This window comes from Amycolatopsis albidoflavus (assembly GCF_039525725.1).
Taxonomy (GTDB): Bacteria; Actinomycetota; Actinomycetes; order Mycobacteriales; family Pseudonocardiaceae; genus Amycolatopsis; species Amycolatopsis albidoflava.
In genome coordinates this window covers 29,227-53,159 of record NZ_BAAAHV010000028.1, presented here as the reverse complement: position 1 = coordinate 53,159, position 23,933 = coordinate 29,227, and the positions used below count along the sequence as shown (strand labels likewise).

24 protein-coding genes are annotated in these 23,933 nt (G+C 69.8%); 11 read left to right on the top strand and 13 right to left on the bottom strand.

Annotated elements, in window-relative coordinates:
• Nucleotides 1-3 precede the first annotated feature (3 nt).
• Together ABD156_RS43030 and ABD156_RS43025 are read right to left on the bottom strand one after the other, a co-directional pair.
• Nucleotides 4-402 (bottom strand): hypothetical protein, encoded by a 399-nt coding sequence (locus tag ABD156_RS43030; protein WP_344287120.1) that lies wholly within the window; start codon nt 400-402, stop codon nt 4-6.
• A 152-nt stretch (nt 403-554) separates the two neighbouring features.
• Nucleotides 555-2,249: a bifunctional 3'-5' exonuclease/DNA polymerase gene (locus tag ABD156_RS43025; protein ID WP_344287118.1), complete on the bottom strand. Its 1,695-nt coding sequence runs from the start codon at nt 2,247-2,249 to the stop codon at nt 555-557.
• 253 nt (nt 2,250-2,502) lie between these two features.
• On the opposite strand from ABD156_RS43025, the gene ABD156_RS43020 reads away from it, so the two are divergent.
• The gene (locus tag ABD156_RS43020) at nt 2,503-4,128 is read left to right on the top strand and encodes an acyl-CoA synthetase (RefSeq protein ID WP_344287116.1); all 1,626 of its coding nucleotides are present in this window, start codon (nt 2,503-2,505) and stop codon (nt 4,126-4,128) included.
• A 55-nt stretch (nt 4,129-4,183) separates the two neighbouring features.
• Here the strand turns inward: ABD156_RS43020 and ABD156_RS43015 are convergent, their stop codons facing one another.
• Nucleotides 4,184-5,122 carry a hypothetical protein gene (locus ABD156_RS43015; protein WP_344287114.1) on the bottom strand — a complete coding sequence of 313 codons (939 nt, stop codon included), beginning with the start codon at nt 5,120-5,122 and terminating at the stop codon, nt 4,184-4,186.
• A gap of 395 nt (nt 5,123-5,517) precedes the next feature.
• Between ABD156_RS43015 and ABD156_RS43010 the strand changes: the two genes are divergently transcribed.
• The 5 genes from ABD156_RS43010 to ABD156_RS42990 are packed head-to-tail and all read left to right on the top strand — an operon-like array spanning nt 5,518 to nt 8,417.
• Nucleotides 5,518-5,814 carry a YciI family protein gene (locus ABD156_RS43010; protein WP_344287112.1) on the top strand — a complete coding sequence of 99 codons (297 nt, stop codon included), beginning with the start codon at nt 5,518-5,520 and terminating at the stop codon, nt 5,812-5,814.
• A gap of 1 nt (nt 5,815) precedes the next feature.
• Nucleotides 5,816-6,016 carry a hypothetical protein gene (locus ABD156_RS43005; RefSeq protein WP_344287110.1) on the top strand — a complete coding sequence of 67 codons (201 nt, stop codon included), beginning with the start codon at nt 5,816-5,818 and terminating at the stop codon, nt 6,014-6,016.
• A 44-nt stretch (nt 6,017-6,060) separates the two neighbouring features.
• Entirely contained in the window at nt 6,061-6,816 is a 756-nt protein-coding gene (locus ABD156_RS43000; RefSeq protein ID WP_344287108.1) for an SDR family oxidoreductase, read from the top strand.
• 14 nt (nt 6,817-6,830) lie between these two features.
• The gene (locus ABD156_RS42995) at nt 6,831-7,487 is read left to right on the top strand and encodes a histidine phosphatase family protein (RefSeq protein WP_344287106.1); all 657 of its coding nucleotides are present in this window, start codon (nt 6,831-6,833) and stop codon (nt 7,485-7,487) included.
• A 9-nt stretch (nt 7,488-7,496) separates the two neighbouring features.
• Nucleotides 7,497-8,417, top strand: a complete 921-nt coding sequence (locus ABD156_RS42990; protein WP_344287104.1) for an SMP-30/gluconolactonase/LRE family protein — start codon at nt 7,497-7,499, stop codon at nt 8,415-8,417.
• 82 nt (nt 8,418-8,499) lie between these two features.
• On the opposite strand, the gene ABD156_RS42985 is transcribed toward ABD156_RS42990, so the two are convergent.
• Nucleotides 8,500-9,327 (bottom strand): enoyl-CoA hydratase family protein, encoded by an 828-nt coding sequence (locus ABD156_RS42985; protein ID WP_344287102.1) that lies wholly within the window; start codon nt 9,325-9,327, stop codon nt 8,500-8,502.
• Nucleotides 9,324-10,028: an SDR family NAD(P)-dependent oxidoreductase gene (locus ABD156_RS42980; RefSeq protein WP_344287100.1), complete on the bottom strand. Its 705-nt coding sequence runs from the start codon at nt 10,026-10,028 to the stop codon at nt 9,324-9,326. Before ABD156_RS42980 ends, ABD156_RS42985 begins: the two co-directional genes overlap by 4 nt.
• Nucleotides 10,029-10,116: 88 nt before the next feature.
• Between ABD156_RS42980 and ABD156_RS42975 the strand changes: the two genes are divergently transcribed.
• The 4 genes from ABD156_RS42975 (at nt 10,117) to ABD156_RS42960 (ending at nt 14,107) form a co-directional block, all read left to right on the top strand.
• Nucleotides 10,117-10,890 carry a PaaX family transcriptional regulator gene (locus ABD156_RS42975; protein ID WP_344287480.1) on the top strand — a complete coding sequence of 258 codons (774 nt, stop codon included), beginning with the start codon at nt 10,117-10,119 and terminating at the stop codon, nt 10,888-10,890.
• 8 nt (nt 10,891-10,898) lie between these two features.
• A complete protein-coding gene (locus tag ABD156_RS42970; protein WP_344287098.1) occupies nt 10,899-11,690 on the top strand; it encodes a tryptophan 2,3-dioxygenase in 792 nt (263 codons plus the stop codon).
• The gene (locus ABD156_RS42965; protein ID WP_344287096.1) at nt 11,687-12,886 is read left to right on the top strand and encodes a kynureninase; all 1,200 of its coding nucleotides are present in this window, start codon (nt 11,687-11,689) and stop codon (nt 12,884-12,886) included. Before ABD156_RS42970 ends, ABD156_RS42965 begins: the two co-directional genes overlap by 4 nt.
• Before the next feature lie 147 nt (nt 12,887-13,033).
• On the top strand, nt 13,034-14,107 hold the full coding sequence (locus ABD156_RS42960; protein ID WP_344287094.1) for a Glu/Leu/Phe/Val dehydrogenase dimerization domain-containing protein: 1,074 nt from the start codon (nt 13,034-13,036) through the stop codon (nt 14,105-14,107).
• 411 nt (nt 14,108-14,518) lie between these two features.
• Here ABD156_RS42960 and ABD156_RS42955 read toward each other — a convergent pair whose 3' ends face one another.
• The 3 genes from ABD156_RS42955 to ABD156_RS42945 all read right to left on the bottom strand — a co-directional run bounded on the left by ABD156_RS42955 (nt 14,519) and on the right by ABD156_RS42945 (nt 16,157).
• Complete coding sequence (locus ABD156_RS42955; protein ID WP_344287092.1) at nt 14,519-14,704, bottom strand: DUF5302 domain-containing protein; 186 nt, start codon at nt 14,702-14,704, stop codon at nt 14,519-14,521.
• A 71-nt stretch (nt 14,705-14,775) separates the two neighbouring features.
• Nucleotides 14,776-15,198 carry a hypothetical protein gene (locus ABD156_RS42950; RefSeq protein WP_344287089.1) on the bottom strand — a complete coding sequence of 141 codons (423 nt, stop codon included), beginning with the start codon at nt 15,196-15,198 and terminating at the stop codon, nt 14,776-14,778.
• Between the two features lie 92 nt (nt 15,199-15,290).
• Nucleotides 15,291-16,157: an alpha/beta fold hydrolase gene (locus tag ABD156_RS42945; RefSeq protein WP_344287087.1), complete on the bottom strand. Its 867-nt coding sequence runs from the start codon at nt 16,155-16,157 to the stop codon at nt 15,291-15,293.
• A gap of 69 nt (nt 16,158-16,226) precedes the next feature.
• Between ABD156_RS42945 and ABD156_RS42940 the strand changes: the two genes are divergently transcribed.
• Nucleotides 16,227-16,937, top strand: a complete 711-nt coding sequence (locus tag ABD156_RS42940) for a TetR/AcrR family transcriptional regulator (RefSeq protein ID WP_344287085.1) — start codon at nt 16,227-16,229, stop codon at nt 16,935-16,937.
• A 205-nt stretch (nt 16,938-17,142) separates the two neighbouring features.
• On the opposite strand, the gene ABD156_RS42935 is transcribed toward ABD156_RS42940, so the two are convergent.
• The 5 genes from ABD156_RS42935 to ABD156_RS42915 all read right to left on the bottom strand — a co-directional run bounded on the left by ABD156_RS42935 (nt 17,143) and on the right by ABD156_RS42915 (nt 23,933).
• Nucleotides 17,143-17,772 carry a TetR/AcrR family transcriptional regulator gene (locus tag ABD156_RS42935; protein ID WP_344287083.1) on the bottom strand — a complete coding sequence of 210 codons (630 nt, stop codon included), beginning with the start codon at nt 17,770-17,772 and terminating at the stop codon, nt 17,143-17,145.
• A gap of 106 nt (nt 17,773-17,878) precedes the next feature.
• Nucleotides 17,879-19,573, bottom strand: coding sequence for a flavin monoamine oxidase family protein (locus ABD156_RS42930; protein WP_344287081.1), 1,695 nt, complete (start codon nt 19,571-19,573; stop codon nt 17,879-17,881).
• Entirely contained in the window at nt 19,570-20,346 is a 777-nt protein-coding gene (locus ABD156_RS42925) for a carbon-nitrogen hydrolase family protein (protein ID WP_344287079.1), read from the bottom strand. Before ABD156_RS42925 ends, ABD156_RS42930 begins: the two co-directional genes overlap by 4 nt.
• Nucleotides 20,343-21,725 carry an amino acid permease gene (locus tag ABD156_RS42920; protein ID WP_344287478.1) on the bottom strand — a complete coding sequence of 461 codons (1,383 nt, stop codon included), beginning with the start codon at nt 21,723-21,725 and terminating at the stop codon, nt 20,343-20,345. Before ABD156_RS42920 ends, ABD156_RS42925 begins: the two co-directional genes overlap by 4 nt.
• 942 nt (nt 21,726-22,667) lie before the next feature.
• Entirely contained in the window at nt 22,668-23,933 is a 1,266-nt protein-coding gene (locus ABD156_RS42915) for a sensor histidine kinase (RefSeq protein ID WP_344287077.1), read from the bottom strand.

The following is a 23,933-nucleotide window of genomic DNA, read 5'->3' as shown; positions in this document are numbered from 1 at the left end:
GGATCACTTCACCACGAGCGCGACAGTGGCGACTCCCGCTGAAACTGTGCCAGCTACCGCCGAAAGCGAGGCCGCCACTCCGCCCATGTTGCTGAGCATTCTTCCGAGAGCTTTCGCCGGAGCTTGCTCCTTGAACGCCATCTTGAGCTTCTGCCATTTGTGCTGCCGGAGGCGGCAGCCCAGGAGGACTCCGTTGGCGTTGTTGCGGCAGAACTCTCCTTTCCGGGTCGTTGCGCAACACCAGGTCGGGGCCTGGAAGAGGCAGTACAGCACCACGAAAGCCGACAGGATCGCGATAACTCCCGGCCCCACCGAGGGAACTGTCCACAGGACCGCGACCGCGATCAGCGCCAGATAGCCCCAGAGTTTGCCGATTTTGCGTTTTGTCTTTCTCCCCGCCATGGGGCACGACGGTACTCATCGTTCTCGATCGGCGGATAGCGCCTTTGCGGTTGAACGTCGCGCGCTGAGCGCCACCTACGGCAACGCCGCGTTCGCCCGAACGGATATTTCGAGTACCGCCATGTGGTTGATGGGAAATCTGAGTCAGCTGATCACTTGGCCTCCGCATAATTGTCCACCGATTTCGCGTCCATGGGAAATCGCACGGGACACGCTTCTCCGAAGACCAGCCTCGCGGCCTCCTGGATCGCCGTCTCCACAATGTCCGCGACCTCGTCCGCCAGCTCGGCAGGCGCGTGCACGATCACCTCGTCATGCAGGAAGAACACCAAATGCGCTGGGTCAGGCAGCCGTCCGCGCAAGGTGGCCAGCAAAACGGCAGTCAGATCAGCCGCGCTGGCCTGCACCACGAAATTCCGCGTGAACCGCCCCCAGCTTCGCGACGCCCGGCGCGCGCGGGTCTCCGTCGCCTCGTCCTCGGTGAGCCCACCGGTCAAAGCCCGCCAAGCAGCGGACGGAGCCGGAGACGTACGGCCCAGCCGAGACCTGACCCGTTCGCCTCGCTCACCCGCCGCGGCTGCATGCTCCACATAGGACACTGCGTCCGGGAAACGCTGGCGCAGCAACGCAAGCAGTGGCCCAGCCTCGCCGGAGGTGCCGCCGTACATCGCGGACAGCATGGCGATCTTCGCGCGGGAACGGTCGTCTCTCGTGTCGCCGGGGCGGAGCGGGACGTAGCGCGTGCCGGAGAACAGCGCTTCCGCCAAGCGGGCGTACAAATCGGTCGCCGCGGCGACTTCGGCCAGGCGGCGGTCGCCGGACAACGCCGTGAGGACGCGCGGCTCCAGTTGTGCGCCGTCGGCGACGATGAGTTTCCAGCCGGGGTCCGCGGACGCGCAGGAGCGCAGCGCGCGCGGGATCTGCAGCGCCCCACCGCCTCGGGTGGCCCAGCGGCCGGACACCACGCCGCCGACGACGTAGTGCGGTCGGAATCGTCCGTCGGTGACCCATTCGTCCAGCCACGCCCAGCCGTTGGCCGAGTGCAGCCGCGACAGCTCCTTGTACTCCAGCAGGGGTGCGACGGCGGGGTGGTCGATGTCCTGCAGGAGGTACTTCCGCGCGGCCGGGATTTCGATGCCCTCCCTGGCCAGCGCGCGGACGACGCTCGCCGACGAGTCGGGGTTGACTGGCCGTCCGCCAAGAGCCGCCGAGATTTTCGCGGCGAGGTCGACGAGGGCTTTCGGGCGTTGACCAGCGGGTACGCGCGGGCCGAGGCGCGCTTCCAGCAGCTGCAGATGGCGGTCGGCGCGCCAGGGGAGCCCGGCGGCGGAGATTTCGGCGGCGGCCAGCGCGCTCGCTGATTCGGCCGCGAGCAGCAGCCGCATCCGTGCGGGATTCTCCGTGGCGGCGACGCGTTTCTCCTGCTCTTCCAGGACCCGCCGGGCCGCGGCGACGACCGTGATACCCGGCGGCAGGCCGGGGCCGCGCGGGGAGAACAGCGTGGGCTGAGCGTCCTCGCCGAAGGCCGGTCCGTCGTCGGGCGGTTCCTCGCCGTTCGCCCGGGCCCACGCGGCCCGCAGGCTGCGTGATTCGCCCTCCCGGCCCTCGTACGCGAGCAGCAGTCCTTCGGCGAGCGACAGGTCGTAGCACCGGCCCAGCCGCACGCCGGCCTTGACCAGCGCGGGGTAGATCTCCTCGGCCGAGGGCAGCACCCAGCGCGGGCTCTCGGCCGCCTCCAGCCGACGTACCTCGTCGGCCCAGTCGGCGCGCGACAGCCCGCGGAGGGTCCCCGAGGGGCCCTCGATCGTGTAGCCGGACTCTTCCTCCCGGCCGGTGATCACCTGCACCGTCACATTGTGCGGACCAGCACCGACAATTTCCGCACACCCAGGTGTCCAGCGGTCCGTGAAGGGCTCCTTGAGGGACTCAGATTCCCTCAAGGAGCCCTTCACGGACGGTCTGTCACCGGTACCGGGGATTTCCTCCCCGGCCGGGCACTGGTGCGCGGCCGGGCCTTGCTTTACTGTCGAGTAACTCCCATACCGGCGGTACGGAGACCGTCGGCGTGGGCGCTCCCGCAGCAGCAATGGAGGTGCCCGGATGAGTGTGGCCGAGCTGGCCGGCCAGGTGGCAGGCAAGCTGACCGAGACCGTGCGCAGCGTCGACGTGATGCGCCGCGCCGGGCTGGTGCCGTTCCCCCGCCTCGACGAGGGCCTGCGGTCCCTCGTCGCGATCCGCAAGTACGGCCCGTTCGCCGGCGCGAACCACATCGCGGCCCGGCGCGATTCGACGGCCGTCGGAATCGTCGACGACCTGGGCCCGCTCACCTTCAAGCAGCTCGACGACCAGTCCAACGCGCTCGCCCGCGCCTGGTCGCAGCGCGGTCTCGGCCCTGGTTCGGTGATCGCCGCGCTGTGCCGCGACCACCGCGGGCTCGTGCTCACGATGGCCGCTTCGGGGAAGCTCGGCGCGCGGCTGTTGCTGATGAACACCGGATTCGCGAAGCCGCAGTTCGCCGACGTCGCCAAGCGCGAGGGCGTCACCGCGCTCGTCTACGACCAGGAGTTCACCGGATTGCTCGACGCGATCGACGGAGACGTCGACCGCTACCTGGCCTGGGTGGACCAGCCGGGCGGCCACGAGATCCCGGTGCTTGCCGAGATCATCGCCAGCACCGACGACCGTCCGCTGCCCGCGCCCGTCAAACCCGGCGGCTTCGTGCTGTTGACCAGCGGCACCACTGGCACCCCGAAGGGCGCGCCGCGACCGCACACGTCCGCGCTGGCGTCGGCGCAGTTCCTTGACCGCATTCCGCTGCGCTCCGGCGAAGCGACCTTCATGGGCGCGCCGCTGTTCCACGGCACTGGGCTGTCGCAGTTCATCCTCAGCTTCGCGCTCGGCTGCACGGTGGTGATGCGCCGGAAGTTCGACCCGGAGGCCACGCTGAAGGGCGTCGCCACGCATCGGTGCACCGCGCTCGTACTGGTGCCGACGATGCTGCAACGGATCGTCGACCTGCCGAAGGAGGTCCGCGACCGCTACGACACCTCGTGCCTGCGGATCATCTTCGTCGCCGGGTCCGCGCTGTCGCCGGATCTCGGCAACCGGGCGAACGAGGAATTCGGCGACGTCGTGCACAACCTGTACGGCTCCACGGAAGTCGCCGTGGCGACGGTCGCGACGCCGGAGGACTGGAAGCGCGCGCCGGGCACGGTCGGCCGAGCGCCGGTCGGCTGCCGCGTCGCTCTGTACGACGAACGCGGCGCCAAGATCACCGCGCCGCACGTGACCGGACGGGTGTTCGTCGGCAGCGGGCTCAGCTTCGGCGGCTACACCGACGGCCGCAACAAGGAGATCATCGACGGCCTGCTCTCCAGCGGCGACGTCGGCCACTTCGACGAGGACGGCCTGCTGTTCATCGACGGCCGCGACGACGAAATGATCGTCTCCGGCGGCGAGAACGTGTTCCCGATCGAGGTGGAAAACCTTTTGGTGGAGCGGGAAGACGTCCTCGAGGCGGCGGTGATCGGGGTCGAGGACCCGGACTTCGGCGAGCGGCTCAAGGCCTTTGTGGTGCGCACGGAAGGCTCGACGCTCGATGAGGACGGCGTGCGCGAGTACGTGAAAGCGAATCTGGCGCGCTACAAGGTGCCGAGGGATGTGGAGTTCCTGGAGGAGCTGCCGCGCAATGCGACCGGGAAGGTGTTGCGGACCAAGCTGAGCTGAGCGCGGTTATCGGAAAAAGATGGGCAGGCAAGGATCTTCAGCTCCGCAGCCAGGCTCACGGCCCCCATCCGATGCCGAAGATCCCCGGCCCGAAGTCCAGCGCGATCGCGTGCACCCCGTTGCCGCTGTCCAGCCGCAGCCGACGTCGGGCGGGTGCCTCGTCGGTGGCGTTCGCGTACTGCCAGCAGCGGGCGGGCACCGCGGTCGGGTCGAAGCGGATCTCCAGCAGGTACTCGCGGACCGGGCGGCGGAATTCCCGGTAATGCGTCGCCCGGCACTGCGGATACGGCGGCCCGGAGTTGCGCAGGGTGTACTCGATGAGGTGCGTCTCGCCGCGCTCCAGCGCGCGGTCGAAGAGCAGTTCGGCCACCAGGATGCCGTGGTCGTCGTCCACTTCGGCGCGTCCGACGCGGCAGTTGCGCACCGGCTGCAAGTCGGGCACCGCCGTCGCGTCACCCTGTGCGTACACCAGCAGCCAGCGGTCCTGACCGTCCGCACCGGACTGGAACACCGCGCGCGAGGTGACCGCGAGCTGGCCGCCGTCGGCCGCGATGTCGCAGCGGTCGTGCAGGCCGATGAGCTTCAGCTGGTGCTGCTGGTCCAGCGCGTCCGGCGCGCCGACGCGGTCCAGCAGCGGCTGGAGGATCTCGCGGGTGAAGGTGACCGGTTCCTCGCCCGCCCGGTCGCGCTTGCTCGCGCCGCGCGGACGGGGCGGCGGCAGCAAGCCGAGCAGCGCGCCGTCGGGGACGTCGAGGATTTCCTCCAGCACCCGCACCGCCGACAGCGACCCGGCCCGTTCCGGCTGGCGTTTGCCCGACTGCCAATAGCTGAGCGCCGTGACGCTCACCGTCGCGCCGCGGGCGCGCAACCGTGCCTGGATCCGGTCCAGGGAAAGCCCGCTGGCTCCGATCGCGGCGCGCAGCGCGCTCGCGAACGCGGTCCGGGCACCTCCGGCGGTGTCCGGACCGGCGTGGTCCGCATGTCGCTGCGTCATTCCCGTCGACCGCCCCCATTGGTCACCGACCGTGCCGAGCCCGACACAGGCACGGTAGCAGCCGCCGGACCAGGTTGTACCGCCGTACCACTCCGGCGAACGGGCTAGTACTGGCAACTGTGAACCATTGCCGTGACCTGCACGGTCGCGCTTCCATGGCCAGGACGGAACGCGCCGCCCCCGGCGCGTCCGGAGCCTCGGCCCCGGCAGCGCGGACCGCGCCCCGCGCCCGGCCGGCGGCCGCGCCCGGAAACCGGTGGCCCGGCATGCCCCCAGAAGCCGGGCCACCGGTCATCCGCGCCGGATCCGCCTGACTTGCGCGGGCGGCCGAAGCGGCAGACCATGAGCGCGATCCCCGTCAGCGGGGCGGTTTCCCTCGATCGCAGGTGATCGGCATGGCGAAATTCCTTCTGCTTTACCGCGCCGACCAGTCGGCCGCGGAGCGCATGGCCCAGGCGACGCCGGAACAGCAGGCCGCCGGGATGCAGGCTTGGATGGCGTGGTTCGCCAAAGCGGGCGACGCGGTGGTGGACGGCGGCGCGCCCACCGCGGGCGGCGACGGCACGATCGGCGGGTACTCGATCCTGCAGGCCGATTCGGCGGACGCGGTGCGCGGCCTTCTCGCCGGGCACCCGCACACCGAGATCGGCACGATCGACGTGCTGGAAATCCTCCCGCCGCCGGGGGCGTGAGATGGCCGAGCCGGAGTTCGACGGCAAGTGCGCGTTCGCACTCAGCCTGGGGCCGGCGGACAAAGCGCCCGCGGGCAAAGCGCAGCACGCGCTGGAGGTCGACGGCAAGACGTACTACTTCTTCGGGGCGGTGCCGAAGCTCCTGTTCCGGCTGATTCCCGGCAGCAGGGAACGGGCCGAGCGGAGGTGGGCGAAGAGGTGAGCCGCCGGAGCACCCGGTTGGTTACCAGCGGGTAGGCTCCGGGCATGGTCCTGCGGCAGAACATCCTGATCACCGGAGCCAGCTCCGGTCTCGGCGAGGGAATGGCCCGGCAGTTCGCCGCTCGCGGCCGCAATCTCGCGCTGTGCGCCCGGCGCACCGAACGGCTCGACGACCTGGCCGCCGAGCTGCGCGACGCGTACCCGGGCATCACCGTCGTGACGCGTGCGCTCGATGTCACCGACCACGCGCGCGTCTTCGACGTGTTCGAGGAGTTCCGGACCGAACTCGGCAGGCTCGACCGGGTGATCGTCAACGCCGGGCTCGGCAAGGGACAGCCGGTCGGCGCGGGCCGGTTCGACGCCAACCTGCAGACCCTCGAAACCAATCTCGTCGGAGCGGTGGCCCAGATCGAGGCGGCCGCGGGAATCTTCCGCGAGCAGCGCGACGGGCACCTCGCGGTGATCTCGTCGTTCATGGCGCTGCGCGGTTTTCCGCGGAACCTCACCGCGTACTCCGCGTCGAAGGCCGGAATCTCCGCGTTCGCCGAGGGCGCGCGGCTGGAGCTGAGCGGCCACGGCATCACGGTCACCGACGTGCGGCCCGGCTACATCAGCTCCGAGATGACCGCGCGCTCGACCAAACCCAATCCGCTGATGGTGTCGGCCGAAGCCGGTGCGCACGCGCTGGTCAAGGCGATCGAAGCGGAGCCGAAGCGCGCGTACGTGCCTTCGTGGCCCTGGGTACCGCTGAGTCTCGCGGTACGCTTGGCCCCTGGCCGGTTGCTGCGGATGTTTTCCTGACGGGACGGGCATAAATGGGTGCGATCTACCTGATCCGGCATGGGCAGGCGTCGTTCGGCGCGGCGGATTACGACGCGTTGTCGCCGCTGGGTTTCGAACAGTCCACATTGGTCGGCGCGGAGCTGAAACGGCGCGGGGTCGAGTTCGCGCAGGTGCGCTCGGGAACGCTGGCCCGCCAGCGGGACACCGCGGCGACGGCGCTGAAGGTGCTCGGCTGCGACGTGCCGGTGATCGAGGACGAACGCTGGAACGAATACGACCACGTCGACATCGCGGCGCACCACGCGGGCGGTGCGCCGCAACAGGATTCGCGCGAGTACCATCGGTTGCTGGACGCCGCGCTGACCGCGTGGGTCGACTCCGGCGACACCGGTCCGTGCGCGGAAAGCTGGCCCGCCTTCCTCGGCCGCTGCACGGCGGCGCTGGCGGAACTGGCCGGTTCGCTGGGCAAGGGCGAAAACGGGCTCGTGTTCACCTCCGGCGGGGTGCTGGGCGCGGTCGCCGGATCCTTGCTGGGCACGCCGGGGCCCGGGCTGCTGAAGCTCAACCGCGTCACGGTGAACACCGGCATCACGAAGCTGACGTCCGGCCGCGGCGGCGTGAACCTGTTGTCCTTCAACGAGCATCCGCATCTCGAAGGCGAGAACGCGCGGCTGCTCAGCTACCGGTAGGAGGCCGGCGTGCGGTTCGGTGAGGTCACGATCGTCCCGGTGAACGGGCACGGTCCCGAAGACGTGGTCGTGGACGCCGAGGGCCGGGTCTACACCGGCGTCGATGACGGCCGGATCCTGCGGCTTTCGCCGGACGGAGCACGGATCGACCTGATCGGCGACACCGGCGGCCGCCCGCTCGGGCTGGAGCTCTACGGCGACGACGAACTGCTGATCTGCGACGCCCGCGCCGGGTTGCTGACCATGCCGCTGGCCGGCGGCGAGACGACGACCCTCGCGACGTCCGGCGCCGGGCTGGATTTCGTGTTCTGCAACAACGCCGCGGTCGCCGCCGACGGCACGATCTACTTCACGGATTCCTCGCGCCGCTTCGGCATCGACAACTGGCGTGACGACCTCATCGAACAGACCGCGGGCGGACGGTTGCTGCGCCGCGCGCCGGACGGTCACATCGACCTGCTCGCCGATGGCCTCCAGTTCGCGAACGGCGTCGCGCTTCCGCCGGACGAATCCTTTGTGGCGGTCGCCGAAACCGGTGCGTGCCGGGTGAGCCGGGTCTGGCTGACCGGTCCGCGCGCGGGCGATCGCGACGTCCTGATCGACGACCTGCCGGGTTTCCCGGACAACATCGCGACCGGTTCGGACGGGCTGATCTGGATCACCGAGGCCAGCCCGCGCCTCCGTGCCCTCGACGTCGTCCGGCGTCTTCCCCGCGCGGTCCGGACAGCGGTGCGCGCCCTGCCGGACGCGCTGCAGCCCGCGCCGAAACGCCGGGTGGGCGCGGTCGCCGTCACCCCGGACGGTTCGGTCGTGCGGGAACTGCGCGGCGAAATCCCGGGATTCCACCTGCTGGTGGGCATCCGCGAGTACCACGGCCGCCTGTGGTTCGGCTCCCTAGAAGAAAACGCGCTCGCCTACACCGACCTCTAGCTCTAGCTCTAGCTGTCCGTGAGGGGAACCCTGAGGGAATCAGAGTCCCTCAGGGTTCCCCTCACGGACGGTCAGCGGGCGGTCAGCGACCGGTCCACTGTGGACTGCGACCGGCGGACCAGGCGGCGTAGAACTCCTTGTGGTCCTTGGCCGTCATCAACAGCGCCTGCGTGATGGCTTCCAGCTCGATCGAGCTGCCGAGGTCGCTGTCGAGTTCGCGGGTCAGCAGCACCTTCGTGGTGGAGTACGCCAGGGCGGGGCCGTCCGCCAGCCGTCGGGCCAGTGCGGTGGCCTCGTCGGCCAGTTCGGCGTCCGGCACCACGCGGTTCGCCAGCCCGATCGCTTCGGCGCGCGCGGCGGGGAGTTTGTCGCCCAGCATCAGCAATTCCGTCGCCCGCCCGAGGCCGACCAGGCGCGGCAGCAGGTACGCCGAACCCATGTCCGCGCCCGCCAGGCCGACCTTCGTGAACAGGAACGCGAACTTCGCCGATTCGGCCAGCAGCCGGAAATCGCTCGCCAGCGCGAGCACCGAACCGGCGCCGGCCGCTACGCCGTTGATCGCCGCGATGATCGGGATCGGCGTTTCGCGCATGGCTTTCACCACCGCACCCGTCATCCGGGTGAATTCGAGCAGTTCCGCGGTGTCCATTTTCTGCAGCTCGCCGATGATTTCCTCGACGTCGCCGCCGGAGCAGAACCCGCGGCCCGTTCCGGTGAGCACGAGCACCCGGACGTCGCCGCGATGCGGCAATTCGGCGACGAGGTCGCGCAGGTCGGCGTAGACGTCGAAGGTGAGCGCGTTGAGCTTTTCCGGACGGTCGAAGGTCACCGTCGCGACCCCGTCGTCCACCGTGAACTCGAAGTGCTCCCACGATTTCGTGAGCGGGACACTGGCGCGGAACGGGCTCATTTCTGGATTCCTCCACCGTCGAGTACGAGGGTCTGTCCGTTGATCGCGGCCGCCTCCGGGGCGGCGAAAAACTCCACGGCGTACGCGATTTCGCCGGGTTCGAGCAGCCGTCCGAGCGGGGCGGCAGCGGCGAGCGCGGCTTCCGCGTCGGCTTCGTCGCGGCCAGTGCGTTCGCGGATCCGGGCCACTGACGTCGCGGTCATGTCCGTGCGGACGAACGACGGGCACACCGCGTTCGACGTGACGCCCGTGCCAGCCACTTCCGCGGCCACAGCCCGCATCAAACCGACCGCCGCGTGCTTCGACGCGGTGTAGCCCGAGGTGTAGCGCGCGCCGGCCAAACCGGCGGTGGACGCGACCGTGACGATCCGCCCGAAGTCGCGCTCGCGCATCCCCGGCAACACCGCGCGGGTGCACAGGAACGCGCCGGTCGCGTTGACCTCGAACTGGCCGCGCCAGTCGTCGAGGCCCGTCTTCGCCAGCGGCGCGCTCGACGACACCCCGGCGTTGTTGACCAGCACGTCGACCGGTCCGAGCTGGGCGAAGTACTCGCGGACGGCGGCCTCGTCGGTCACGTCGCACTCGGCGCGGCCGGGGGAGTGCACCGTCGCGCCGGCGCCGCGGAACCGCTCGGCGACGGCCGCGCCGATGCCGCGCGTGCCTCCGGTGACCACGACGATTCGGTCCGAAAAACTGCTCACTCCCGAAAGCTACACTGCAGCGGGCTGAGGTGTATAGAGTTGCCTCGTGCCCGACACCGAACCCGCCCGCACGCCCCAGGAGCTCGTGATGACGCTGCTGGGCAGCTACGTGCGCCCGCGCGAAAGCAGGCGCGTGTGGTCCGGCGGCCTTGTCGCGCTGCTGCACGAGCTGGGGTTCTCCGACGGTGCGGCCCGGATCGCGCTGACCCGGCTGGTGCGCCGCGGCCTGCTGTCCCGGCATCGCGAGGGCAGGCTGGTGCACTACTCGCTGACCGCGCGCACGGTCGCCCTGCTCGACGACGGCGACCGGCGGATCTTCGGCCTCGGCCGCCGCGACGAACCGGCCGGGACCTGGACCGTGCTGTGGCAGAACATCCCGGAAACCCGGCGCAAATCCCGCGAACGGCTGGTGCGGCGGCTGCGCTTCCTCGGTTTCGGCCCGGTCCAGGACGGCACCTGGCTCGCCCCGCACGACCGCGAGGCCGAGGTGCTCGCGCTGCTCACCGAACTCGAAGTCGCCGAGCACGCCGGGCTGATGCTCGGCACCCCGTCCGCCGCGCTGGATGTGCGTCGGCTCGCCGGACGAGCATGGGACCTGGACGGACTGTCCGCCCGCTACGCCGCATTCGTTGCCGAATTCGGCGATTGCCCGGGCGGTCTCAGCGACGCGCAAGCGTTCGCCGTGCGCACCCGCCTGGTGCACACCTATCGCGAATTTCCTTCGCTGGACCCGGAATTGCCGTCCGAGCTGATCCCGGCGCCGGAGACCCGGGACGCCGCGGTCAGGCTGTTCCACGACCTGTATTCGGCGCTCGCGCCACCCGCCCAGCGCCACTTCGACCGAACCCTGTCCACGAGATGAGGAACCCGATGACCGGAACCGACGACACCCAAGCCGCGCTCAGTTACACGTCCTATCTGGCGCTCGACGAGGTGCTGACCGCGCAGCGCCCGCGCTCGGACGAACACGACGAACTGCTGTTCATCGTGATCCACCAGGTCTACGAGCTGTGGTTCAAGCAGATCCTGCACGAGGCCGCGTTCCTGCAGGAGAACCTGGAAGCGGGCAACACCGCGCATTCGATCCGCACGCTGCGCCGCATCCTGACCGTGCTGAAGGTGGTGGTCGCGCAGATCGACGTGCTGGAGACGATGACGCCCAGCCAGTTCACCAGCTTCCGCGCCCGCCTCGACGCGTCGAGCGGCTTCCAGTCCGGCCAGTTCCGCGAGCTGGAGGCGGTGCTCGGCCGCCGCGACGAGCGCGTGTTCGCGCACTACCCGGACGGCGGCGAGCAGCGCACCCGGATCGCGGACGCGATGCGCCGTCCGTCGGTCTTCGACTCGTTCCTGACGTATCTGTCCGGAAAGGGCTACCCGGTCGCCACCGACCGCGACGTGACCCGTCCGCTCGAGGCGTCGCCGGAGCTGCAGGAAGTGCTGCTGAAGGTGTACCAGGACGACGGCGGCCCCTCGGTGCTCGCCGAGGCGCTGGTCGACCTCGACGAGGGCCTGCAGGAATGGCGCTACCGGCACGTGAAGATGGTCGAACGCACGATCGGCGACAAGACCGGCACCGGCGGTTCGTCCGGCGCGACCTACCTGCGCACCACGCTGTTCACCCCGATGTTCCCGGACCTGTGGGCCGTCCGGAGCCGGTTGTGACTACGGTGGAATCCTTGCGCGCCAAGGAAAACGCGCTCGCCCCGCACTACTCGCGGTTCCGCGTCGCCGACCGGCTGCTGCTGTCCGCGCATTCGCACCAGGCCTGGCCGGACGTCGCCGAAGAGGGCCTGCGCGAAGCGTTCGCCGACGCCGCGGAGGAGGTGGACGAGAAGTGGGGCCGGGCGTTCGCGAAGGCCGACGAGCTGCGGAACGGGTTCCGGCAGTGGCTGTCCGATCCGCACGGCGACTACGCGCTCGGCCAGAACACGCACGAGCTCGTGCTGCGCTTTCTGTCCGCGATCGAACTCCGGAAGCGGCCGCGTTTGGTGACTACGGACGGAGAATTCCACACTCTGCGCCGCCAGCTCACCCGGTTGGCCGAGGAAGGCGTCGAGGTCGTCCGCGTGCCCGCCGCGCCCGTGGCCACTTTGGCCGAACGGCTGGCCGACCAGGTCGACGACCGTACTGCCGCGGTGCTCACGTCGGCGGTGCTGTTCGAGACGTCCTGGATCGTGCCGGGCCTCGCTCATCTGGCGGAAACCTGCCGGAGCCGCTCGGTCGAGCTGGTCGTCGACGCCTACCACGCGGTCGGCGCGGTCCCGTTCCCGCTGCACGACCTCGGCCTCACCAACGCGTGGGTGCTCGGCGGCGGCTATAAGTATCTGCAGCTCGGCGAGGGCAACTGCTTCCTGCGCCTGCCCGCGCACGCGCAAGAGCTGCGCCCGGTGATTACCGGCTGGTACGCGGAATTCGGTGCCCTCGCCGACGAACGCCGACCAGACGAAGTCGCGTACGCCCCTGGCGGCGATCGGTTCGCCGGAGCCACCTACGACCCGTCGAGCCACTACCGAGGCGCGCGGGTGCAGCGGTTCTTCGCTGACGAAGGACTCACCGCCGAGTTCCTGCGCGAGGTCTCGCAGCACCAAGTCGGCCTGCTCGCGCGCTGCTTCGACGATCTCGGCCTCCCCGACGACGTCGTCACTCGAGACCGGGAAACCCCGCTCGACGCCATCGGCGGCTTCCTCTCGCTGCGCAGTCCCGTCGCCGGGCAGCTGTGCGAACGCCTGGCCGCGCGCGGCGTGCGGACCGACAGCCGCGGCCATTACCTCAGGTTCGGTCCCGCGCCGTACCTGTCGGATGAACAGCTCGAGACCGCGATTTCCACACTTCGGGAAGCTGTCGCGGATCTGGGGTGAAGCTCCCGGGATGCGGGTGGTGGCCCGAAGAACGGCGAAGTAGGTTGACGGTGTGCACCGGTGAATGGGCAACCCCCGCTCCCCGGTGCGCACCGTTCACACATTTGCGCGGCCACGAGCCGCGTGGGAGACAAAGGAGTCACCACCGTGACCGAAGGCGTGTTCGGCCGGCACAGCGGCCATGAACAAGTCGTGTTCTGCCACGACGAGGCCAGCGGGCTGAAAGCCATCATCGGCATCTACTCCACCGCTTTGGGCCCGTCCCTCGGCGGTACCCGGTTTTACCCCTACGCCACCGAAGACGCCGCGCTGGACGACGTTCTCGCGCTCTCCAAGGGAATGGCGTACAAGAACGCACTCGCCGGCCTCGACCTCGGCGGCGGCAAGGCCGTCATCATCGGCGACCCGAACACGCTGAAGTCCGAAGCACTGCTGCGCGCGTTCGGCCGGTTCGTGGATTCGCTCGGCGGCCGTTACATCACCGCCTGCGACATGGGCACTTACGTCCGCGACATGGACGTGGTCGCCCGCGAAACCCGGCACGTCACCGGACGCTCCCCAGAGGACGGCGGTGCCGGCGACTCCTCGGTGCTCACTGCTTTCGGCGTGTACCAGGGGATGCGCGCCTCCGCGGACCAGGCCTGGGGCGTCCCCGAACTGACCGGCCGCCGCGTCGGTGTCGCGGGGGTCGGCAAGGTCGGCCACATCCTCGTCGGCCACCTGGTCGAAGCCGGCGCGCGCGTGGTGATCACCGACGTCGCACCCAGCGCGGTCGAACGCACTCGTGCGGCGTACCCCGGCGTCGAGGTGGTGTCCGATGTGGACACCATGATCGGCACCGAGCTGGACGTCTTCGCCCCGTGCGCGATGGGCGGCGTGCTCACCGACGAGACCGTGGCAGCGTTGCAGGCCCGGATCGTCTGCGGTGCGGCGAACAACCAGCTCGCCCACCCCGGCGTCGACAAGCTGCTCGACGACCGCGGCATCCTGTTCGCCCCGGACTACCTGGTCAACGCAGGCGGCGTAATCCAGGTGGACGACGAACGGCACGGCTTCGACTTCGCCCGCGCCCAGCGCAAAACCGCGGCCATCTTCGACACCACGAAGGCGGTGTACGAACTGGCCAAGGCCGACGGCGTGCCTCCCGCCGCCGCAGCCGACCGCCTGGCCGAACGCCGGATGACCGACGTCGGCCGCCTGCGCTCGATCCTCACGGTGTAGCAAGGCAAACGTCCGTGAGGGGAACCCTGAGGGACTCTGATTCCCCCAGGGTTCCCCTCACGGACACAGGCTGGTCGTGAGGCGCATCTTCACGGGGCCGCGCACTTGCCGCCGCGATGCGCCCCAATGTGGCATTGGGTGCGTCAGAGGCACCCAATGTGGCGTTCGGTGCGTCGCATGCACCCAATGCCACATTGGGGCGCTAGCCCCCACTCGCTCGCGAACCGCAGCCACTGCACTCAACCATCGAGGCACCCACACCACCCCCGCACCCCGATACGAAGCCAAAACGCGGTCTGGGGGTGCTTGTCAAGGCATCTTTCCCGCCTTGACAAGCACCCCCAGACCGTAGTCACAATCAAGCTTCGGGGTGCCCCCACGCACCCACTGACTCACTAAGAGGAGCCGCGATCAGCCGCTCTTACGCCGAAAAGTCCGCTTGTTAGCAGCAGGCCCATGCGCATGCTGCCCCTGCTGCCCGGCGTTCTCGTGCGCAGCCCCTTCCCGGGACTTCGCCTGCTTCCGCTCCAGCGCCTCGCGGAACTTCCGCTTGACGTCGCCCTCCCCGTCGCTGGGTGCCGGTTGCGCTTCACTCATGGCTGACCTCCGAAGGTGACGACGTGATACCCCGTCAGCCTGGCGCCCTTCGCGCACCTTGGCGAGCCATTTCAGAGTGATGCCACCCGGCGGTGGCCGGCTTCGGCGGCCTTCCGCGGCTCCGGCACGACAGCCTCGGCGAAAACCGGACGAACCCGCTGGACCGCGCGCCATCCGGTGCCAAGGACCAGCCCGAACCCGGCCGCACCAGCCAAAATCACCGCGACCCAGCCAGTCGCCGCGGTGAAAAGCAGGTCCCCGGCCCGGCCGTAGGCGAACCCGGAAAGCACCGCCCAGCCCACCCCCAGCAGCCCGGCCACCGCGAGCGGGGTCGTGATCACTGCCACTGCGCCGACCGCGAGCGCCACGGCCGCCACGGCATAACCGGGATGCGCGGTCGCCCCGGCAAGATCCGCCGCGATCGCGGCCGTCACCACCGCCACACAACCGAGCGGGAAACCGAACCCGCCGGCCAGCCGTCCTTCAGTACGCATGCCCCATGGCACCCCGCGCGGGCGCGTAACCCCGGGCGCGCGGACAGGTTCCGTACGCTCCGGCACCGGTTTTTGACGGCTTCTTGACCCCGTCAGGCGCGAGCGGTCGCGCGGACGATCGCGGCCACGATCTCCGGCCACAGCGGTTCCGGCAGATCGTGGCCCATGCCCGGAACGATGACCAGCTCCGAGTCCGGAATCGCCGCCGCGGTGGCCTTCCCGCCGCTGACGTCGATCATCACGTCGGAGTCTCCGTGCAGCACCACCGTCGGCAACCGGACGCTGTGCAGTCGTTCTGTACGGTCGCCCGACGCCACGACAGCGGCCGCCTGCCGCTGCATCCCGGCGGGGTGCCGTCCCCGGTCGTAGTTGCGGGTTGCCTTGCGCCGCAGGTACTCGTCGGTGGCCGGGTAGCCCGGCGACCCCGTCACGCGGTAGTTCGCGACGCTCAGTTCAATCTGCTCCTCGCGCGTTTCCGGCACCGAACCGGTGAGCGTCGCCAGCGCGGCGGGCGAGACCTGGCCGACCGAGCGGTCGCCGGTCGTCGACATGATCGACGTCAAGCTCAGCAGCCGGTCCGGGTGGTCGATCGCGAGCTGCTGCGCGACCATCCCGCCCATCGAAGCGCCGACGACGTGCGCCTTCGCGAAACCGAGCGCGTCGAACAGCCCGACAGTGTCGTCCGCGAGGTCCGACAGCAGGTACGGAGCCGGCGCCGTGCCCGCGACGATCCCGGCGAGGTCCGGCGCGCCCAGCTCGTCGAACCAGGTGGACAGGCCCGCGTCGCGATTGTCGAAGCGCACGACGTGGAAGCCGCGGCTCGCGAGCAGCTCGCAGAAACCCTCCTCCCAGGTGATCATCTGGGCGCCGAGTCCCATCACCAGGACGATCGGCGGGGCAGCCGGGTCGCCGAACGTGTCGTACTCGAGTTCGAGGCCGTTGGCCTGTGCGCGTGGCATGCCCCGATCATGCCGCAGCGCGGAACCGCGTGTGGCCGAGCCGGCGGGTTCCCGGTTACGGTGCACGGCATGCCGACTCCGCGTGCCGGACAGCGCGCCCGGTCCCGTTCGGCCGCCGGGCTGCCCGCGGTCACCGCGAAAAAAGTGATCGACGCGGCGGTGCGGCTCACTGTCGAACGCGGCTTGGAAAACTGGACGCTGCGGCAGCTGGCCGCCGCGATCGGCGCGTACCCGGCGGTCGTCTACCACCACGTCGGGGACCGGGACGCGGTGGTGTGCGCGGTGCTCGACCGGGTCGTCGGCCAGCTGCGGCTGCCCGACGACGAGCTGGACTGGCAGGAGTGGTTCGTCGAACTGCTGACCGGCCTGCGCGAGCTGCTGCGCAAACACCCGGGCACGGCGCGCCGGATGGCCTCGTTCGGCCCGTCAGTGGGCGCGACCACGCCCACGCTGGACCGCGGTGTGCGGATCCTGCTGGACGCGGGCTTCGGAGAAGAGAGCTCGCTCGCCTACACCATCCTCACCACTACTGCGTGCCAGTACGTCGCGCTGGAGGACGACCGCGACTGCAGCCTCGCGCTGCGCTTGGACAACACCGAGGAGTACGCCTCCTACCGCGACCGCGAGGACCTGCCCGGCATGGCCGCGTTCGGGCGCTCGATGCAAGAGCTGCTCAGCGACCCGGAAGCGGCGGCCGATTACCATCCGCGACTGTTCGACTTCGCGATCCGCCGGTGCCTCGACGGGCTCACCTGCAGATTGGCCCAGCTGAACGGGTGAAATTCGCGAAATTGCTCCGGCCGGGCGTTCACACTGGGCCGTCCGCGTGGTCATGGTGAAAAGTCGGGCGGCCGCTGCGCCGACCGACACCGATTCGACGCTTTCCCGGCGTAGCGTGGACAGCTACCGGGGGCCCGGCCTCCGGAAGGGACCCCCGGCACTTTCCTCCCCCCTCGTGGTGCCGGGGGTTCTCCTTCCGGGTACCTCAGTGCTGGGGCGGATGCTGGATCGCGGGGAACACTTGGCCCACCACGGTCACGAGCGACATCGTGAGCAGCGTGTGGACCTGGTGCCGGTCCAGCGAGCGGTGCACGAGCCACTCGCGGCCCGCCGCCTTCACCATGCCGGCGAACGCGCGCACTGCGGCGTTCAGCTCCTCGCCGTGCGCGCTTTCGCGGGACAGCCCGACCGCCTCCAGCACGCGGTCGGCCGACGCGCGGTCGGCCTCGGCGACGATCCGGTCCACCTCCGGATCGCGGCCGATGCCCTCCGGTGCGATCGCGGCGAGCCACAGTTTCTCCTGCCCGCGCACCATGTCGAGCAGCCAGTCGATGGCGGCGTCCGCGCGCACTTCCAACGGTCCGTCCGGCAGAATCTGCACCGCAATCCGCGGTACGGTAAGCGCGCGTCGAACTATTTCGAGGTACAACTCCCTTTTTGTTCCGAAATAATGATTGATCAGCCCGCGGGCCACGCCTGCCTCGGCCGCGATGTCCGAAGTGGAAACTTGCGAATACGGACGTTCGCCGAACAGTCTCGCCGCACAGGCGTAGATCTGCTCTTTGCGTTCGTCCGGTTCGAGTCGCCGCCACTTCGGCGCCGGATCGGTGCTCATGGCATCAGTTTGGCATGATCGGTTCAGAAAGGCGGATTAACCGGGCGGAATGTCGCAGCGGAAACACGTTCGGCTGCTACCGCGCGGTATCGCTTGACTGCCCCGCTCAGTCCGGAAGTTCGATCGGCGCGAGGTCCTCGAACCGGTCGCCAGGACCGGGATTCGCCGGATCGCTCGCGCCGCCGAAGTGCCGCTGCACGCCCCACACCGCGTTGAGCGCGGTCTGCACCGCGCCCTCGGCCCAGCCCGCCGTCCACGAGATGTCGTCGCCCGCGAGGAACAAACCTCGGTAGCGCTCGGGCAGTGAATCCTGCACGAAGTGCGTGAAAAGCCGGTGCTGGTACCGGTAATGCCCGGGCAGGTTCGCCTTGAACGCGCCCATGAAATGCGGTTCGGCCTCCCACGACACGGTCACCGGGTCGCCCACGATGTGCCGCCGCACGTCGACGCCGGGGTAGATCTCGCGCAGCGACTGCAACATCACCTCGACGCGGTCGGACACCGAAAGCGGCAGCCACTTCAGCGAATCGTCGGCCCACGTGTAGGACAGGCAGATCACCGCGGGCCGGTCCGGGTCGTCGCCGAGAAGGTAGGTGCCGCGCGGCATCCGGTCGGTGAGCGTCATGCTCATCGTGTCGCGGCCGGTGACCGGGTCCGGGTCGAGCCAGAACGGGCGGTCGACGGGCACGAACACCTTGGAGGAAGCCATATAGTGCGTGCGTTCGATGGCGGTCCAGTGGTCGATCGGGAACAGCGCTTCGTCGCATTCGATCTTCGACAGCAGCATCCAGCTCTGCGCGGTGAACACCGCGGCCGGGAACGTGCGGATGTGGCCGGACTCGTCGGTGACGGTGATGTTGTTCGGCGCGGTGCGGTGCAGCCGCGTGACACCCGGTCGCGGCTGGCCGTTTTCGTGCAGTGAAGCCAGATTCGTGCCGGACGGCCAGTGCGCGAGCTTGTCCGGCACGTGTTCCCACAGCCGTCGCGGGAGCTGCTCGCTGCCGCCGACGATGCTGCGGTGCTCGTCGTCCGCGCCGGTATAGACCACCCGGAGGATTTCGAGAATCGAGTTCGGGAAGTCGGTGTCCCAGCCGCCGGTGCCGAATCCGACCTGCCCGAAGATCTCTCGATGCTGGAACGAGGAAAAAGTCGGGGAATCGCACAGGAATCCGTAGAAGGTCTGGTTGTCGAGCCGGGGCACCAGCTCGTTCCAGATCTTTTTGACCGTCGCGGCGTCCCGATTGCGGATCGCGGTCTGCATCTCGGCGAACGACGCGTGCTCGTCGAGCGTGCGCTGCCACGCCTTCGCCACTTCGCCGTACACGTCGGGCAGATCGTCGGGCGTGCGCGCGTAATGGCTGCGGCCCTTGAGATCGACGACCGTGCTCGGCGTAGCGGGCGAGAGCGGGTTCGGGAACGGCGTGGTTTCGAGCCCGGCCGTGTCGAGGTAGTGGAACAGCGACGTGGACGCCGGCGGGAACCGCATCGCGCCCATCTCGGCGACGACGTCGTCGGGCAGGCCGGGGAAGCGGTGCGTGCGCAGCCGTCCGCCGATCCCGTCGATCTCGTACACGACCGGCCGCAGCCCGAGCTTCATCAGCTCGTAGGCGGCCACGATGCCGGAGAGGCCGCCGCCGATCACCGCGACCTCGGTGCCGTGCGCCCGCTCCGGCACGGTGCCGAGCCCGGCCGGATGCGCGAGATAATCGTCGTAGGCGAACGGGAAATCGGGGCCGAACATCGTGATCGGCCTGCCGGCCGGTTCCTCGGCGTGGATCGCGGCGGGAACTGCGGAGGTCATGCCCGGGGTCCTTCGGTGAGAGAGCGGTACAGCGACGGCCGTCGGTCGGCCAGGTACGGGGTTTCGGCTCGCGCTTGAGCGAGCACGGCGGGGTCGAGGTCGGCGAAGAGCAGCTCTTCGTCCGGCCCGGCTTTCGCGACGACTTCGTCCGGCGACGCGACTGTCGAGCGTCCGCAGTAGCTCAGCTCGCCTTCGGTGTCGCAGCGGTTCGCGTACACGACGTACAACTGGCTTTCATGCGCACGAACCGGAATGAGCAAGTCGGCGATGCGCTCGTACGGCCGCATCAGCGCGGTCGGAACGAGCAGCACCTGCGTGCCGGCGAGCGCGTGCGCGCGGACCAGTTCGGGAAACTCGACGTCGTAACAGATCAGCAGACCGGCGCGGAGGCCGTTGAAATTGGCCTGCACCACCGGCTCGTCGCCGGGGGAGAACTGGTCGCGGTCGAGGTCGCCGAACAGGTGGGTCTTGCGGTAGTTCGCGAGCTGTTCCCCTTGCGGGGACAGCAATTGCGCCGAGTTGTACACCGCGTCGCCGTCGCGTTCGGGGTAGCCGTAGACCAGCCCGATCCTGTGCTTGGCAGCCAACGCGCCCAGCTCGGCCGCGCGCGGTCCGTCCGCCGGTTCGGCCAGCTCGGCGACGGCTTTCGCGCCGATGTTGTACCCCGTCGTGCCCATTTCAGCGGTCACGACCAGCTCGGCGCCGCGCGCCGCCGCCGCGGCCATTGCCTCGGGCAGCCGGTCGTGCGGTCCTTGGTGGACGGCGATGATCATCGGACCTCCGCGAGCCGCGAGCGGCGGATGCTGTAGCCGAAGTAGATGACGAGGCCGAGCAGCATCCACGCGCCGAACACGATCCAGGTCGCCCCGTCGAGGCTGAACATCATGTAGGCACAGCATGCCACGCCCAGGATCGGCGTGACCGGCGAGAACGGCACCCGAAAGGTGCGTTCGGCTTCGGGACGGCGCTTGCGCAGAATCAGCACGGCGATGTTGACCAGCCCGAACGCGAACAGCGTCCCGATGCTGGTGGCGTCGGCGAGCTTGCCGAGCGGGATGAAGGCGGCGAGCACCGCGACGAACCCGGACACCACGAGCGTGTTGGTGCGCGGCACGCCGGTCTTCGGATGCACCGTGGACAGCGACTTGGGCACGAGCCCGTCGCGGGACATGGCGAACAGGATCCGCGTCTGTCCGTAGAGGACGGTCAGCACGACGCTGGAGATCGCCACGATCGCGCCGATCGCGAGCAGAATCGCCCAGAGCGGGTTGCTGGAGATCGTGGTGAGCACGTGCGACAGCGCGGCCTGCTTGTCGCCGAACTCCTGCCAGGGCAGCGCGCCGATCGCGGCGAACGCGACGAGGCAGTAGAGCACGGTCACGATGGCCAGCGACAACAGAATCGCGCGCGGCAGGTCCCGCTGCGGGTTGCGCGCCTCCTCGCCTGCGGTGGAGGCGGCGTCGAACCCGATGTAGGAGAAGAACAATTTCGCCCCGCCCGCGCTCATCCCGGCCAGCCCGAGCGGCAGGAACGGAGTGAAGTTCTGCGCCCGGACGGCGGTGAACGCGATGGCGCAGAACAGAATCAGCGTGCCGATCTTCACCACGACCATGATCGCGTTGGCCCGCGCGCTTTCCTTCGCGCCGGACAGCAACAGCACCATCGCCAGCAGCACCACGACAATCGCCGGAATGTTGACGAGCCCGCCGTCGCCCGGCGGCCCGCTGAGCGCCTCCGGCAACGTGACCCCGAACGCCAAGTGCAGCAGTTCGTTGACGTACTGCCCCCACCCGACCGCGACGGACGCGACTGAGACGCCGTACTCCAGCACCAGACACCAGCCGCACACCCACGCGATCAACTCGCCGAGCGTCGCGTACGCGTAGGAGTAAGAGGAGCCCGACAGCGGGATCATGCCCGCCAGCTCGGCGTAGGAAAGCGCGGAGAACAACGCGGTGATCCCGGCCAGCACGAACGAGACCACGACCGCGGGCCCGGCCACCGGGACCGCCTCGCCGAGCACCACGAAAATCCCGCTGCCCAGGGTGGCCCCGATGCTGAGCATGGTCAGCTGACTGAGCCCGAGCGACCGCTTCAGCGGCCCGTGGTCCGCCTCGGCCACCAGATCGGTGACCGGTTTGCGGCGCAGCATCGCCGCGGCGATCCTCCCGCGTGCGGGACTGGAGGAGGTGGTGCTCACCGGGCGGCTCCTAGCGATTCATTGTGACGCCACTGTCGACTTCGAGCCACGGTATCGATCGAAAACTGCCCCGAAAACCGAGATCTGTTGTGGATTGAGGGTGGCGGTGGGTGATTCATTGCGCTCTCGGGGTCGGTTCCTTCGGGGTGGTGCGGCCCGGGAAGGTTCGGGCTTCCGGGCCGGGAATGACTGTAAGTGATCGACGGCGCGCGTCCGCGACGGCGGGTTGACCAGCGGGGATCGGGCGGCGGTGGGCGGTGTGGAGCTGTGGGCGGGGACCGGGCGTGGGTGGGTTGTTCGGGTGGTGCCGGTCATCCGGCACGGGCCAGGTGGGCGGCGGGCGCTGATCCGTGGCACCCGGTCGTCGGGCACGGGCTGGTTCGGCGGGCGGGATTGGGGCACTGGGTGAGGGCGCTCCGGATTCCGGGTGCGGGGCCGGGGGCAGCGGGGCGTTGATCGGGCGGCGCCAGGCAGCGGGCATGCGGCCCGGTTAGCGGAGGGGCTTGGGCGAGGGCGATGGGGGGTTTTGGTTGCGTGGTCGCGATACCGCGCCAGGGGGGCGGCGCTCGGGCAGCGCCAGCCATCGCGCGCGGGGCGGTTGGGCGGCGGGACCTGGGGGCGCTGGGCGAGGGCGCTCCGGATTCCGGGTGCGGGGACAGCGGGGCAGTGGGGGCGTTGTTCGGGTGGGCCCAATCGGCGCGCAGGCCGGGCGGGCTGAGCGACTTGGGGCGATCGGCGCGGACGATGCGGGGTTCCGGGCGCGTCGGTTCCGTCAGCGGGAGCGGGTCGCGGCAGGCCGGTGCGCGAACGGGCTGCGCCGTCAGTCCCGGCGGCTTCGGGTGCGGCCGGGATTCCGCTGGTGGGCGCGAGCAGCGGGGCGCTGGCACAGCCAGGTCAGGAAGCGGGCGCTTCCGGAAGCAGCAACGTGAACGTCGGCGGATCGGGCCGCGACAGGCGTAAGCGGCCGCCTTCGGCTTCGGCCAGGCTTCTGGCCAGGCGGAGGCCTATGCCGTGCCCGCCGGGGGTGTGGTCGGCGAACGGGTCGCGTTCGCCGAGGTCCGGGCCTTCGTCGACGACGTCCACGGCCAGCGCGCCGCCAGCGTCGCGGGCTCGGACGGTGATGGTGCCTTCGCCGTGGTTCAGCGCGTTGTCCAGCAGCACTGCGAGCACTTGCCGGACCGCGGGGGCCGACGCGCGGACTGGCGGTGGGTCGGTGATTTCCAGGCGTAGCTCGCGGTGCTCGGGCAGCGGGCCTTCGGTCAGCTCGGCCAGGAGGGCGGTGAGGTCCAGTTCGTCGCGAGGGGTGCGGCGTTCCCGGGACAGCGCGAGCAGGTCTTCGACGGTGCGTTCCAACCGGTCGGCGGCGGTGATTCCGGCGCGCACCGCGGCGTAGGGGTCGCGGCCGGGGGTTTCCAGGGCGGATTCCAGTTGCAGGCGGAGCCCGGCCAGTGGAGTGCGCAGCTGGTGTGACGCTTCGGCGGAGAAGGCGCGTTCTCGTTCCAGGGTTTCGCCGATGCGGGTCGCGGTGACGTCCAGGGCGGCACCGACGCGGTCTATTTCCGGGATGGCCGAGCGTCGGGATCGAGCGGAGAAATCGCCTTCGCCCAGGCGTGCGGCAGCGCAGGCAAGGTCTTCCAGGGGACGGGTCAGCCGCGCGGCTATTCGGCGGGCGACGAGCCAGCTCGCGAGCACCGCGCCGATCGCGCAGCCGGCCATCACCAGCCAGGTGATGCCGACGTCTCGGGTCAGCGCGGACCGGGGGAGCGCCGCGCGCACGATGCCGGTGAGGCGAGCCCCGGTCAGCACCGGGACGGCCAGCACGTCCTCGTCGCCGACCTTTTGGTTCAGCATGTCGCTGCGGGTCGCGCCGACTCCGCGCACGACGTCGTCCGCGGTGGGCGGGCCGTCTCCGGCGAGGAGGTGGCCCTTCGGGTCGTAGACGCCGACCTCGGCGCCGTCCTCGTTGTCCGGGACCTGGAAAGGTTCGCCGGCGGCGAGCGCGTCGGACACCACGACGGCCGTGCCGTCGGCGGCCCGCTCCAGCGCGGACGTGGTGTGCGTGCGGAAGTACCACAGCGCCCCGACGGCGAGCGGCAGCCCGAACAGGCTCGTGGCCAGCACCGACGCGAGGACGGTGAGCGTCACGATCCGGCGGCGCAC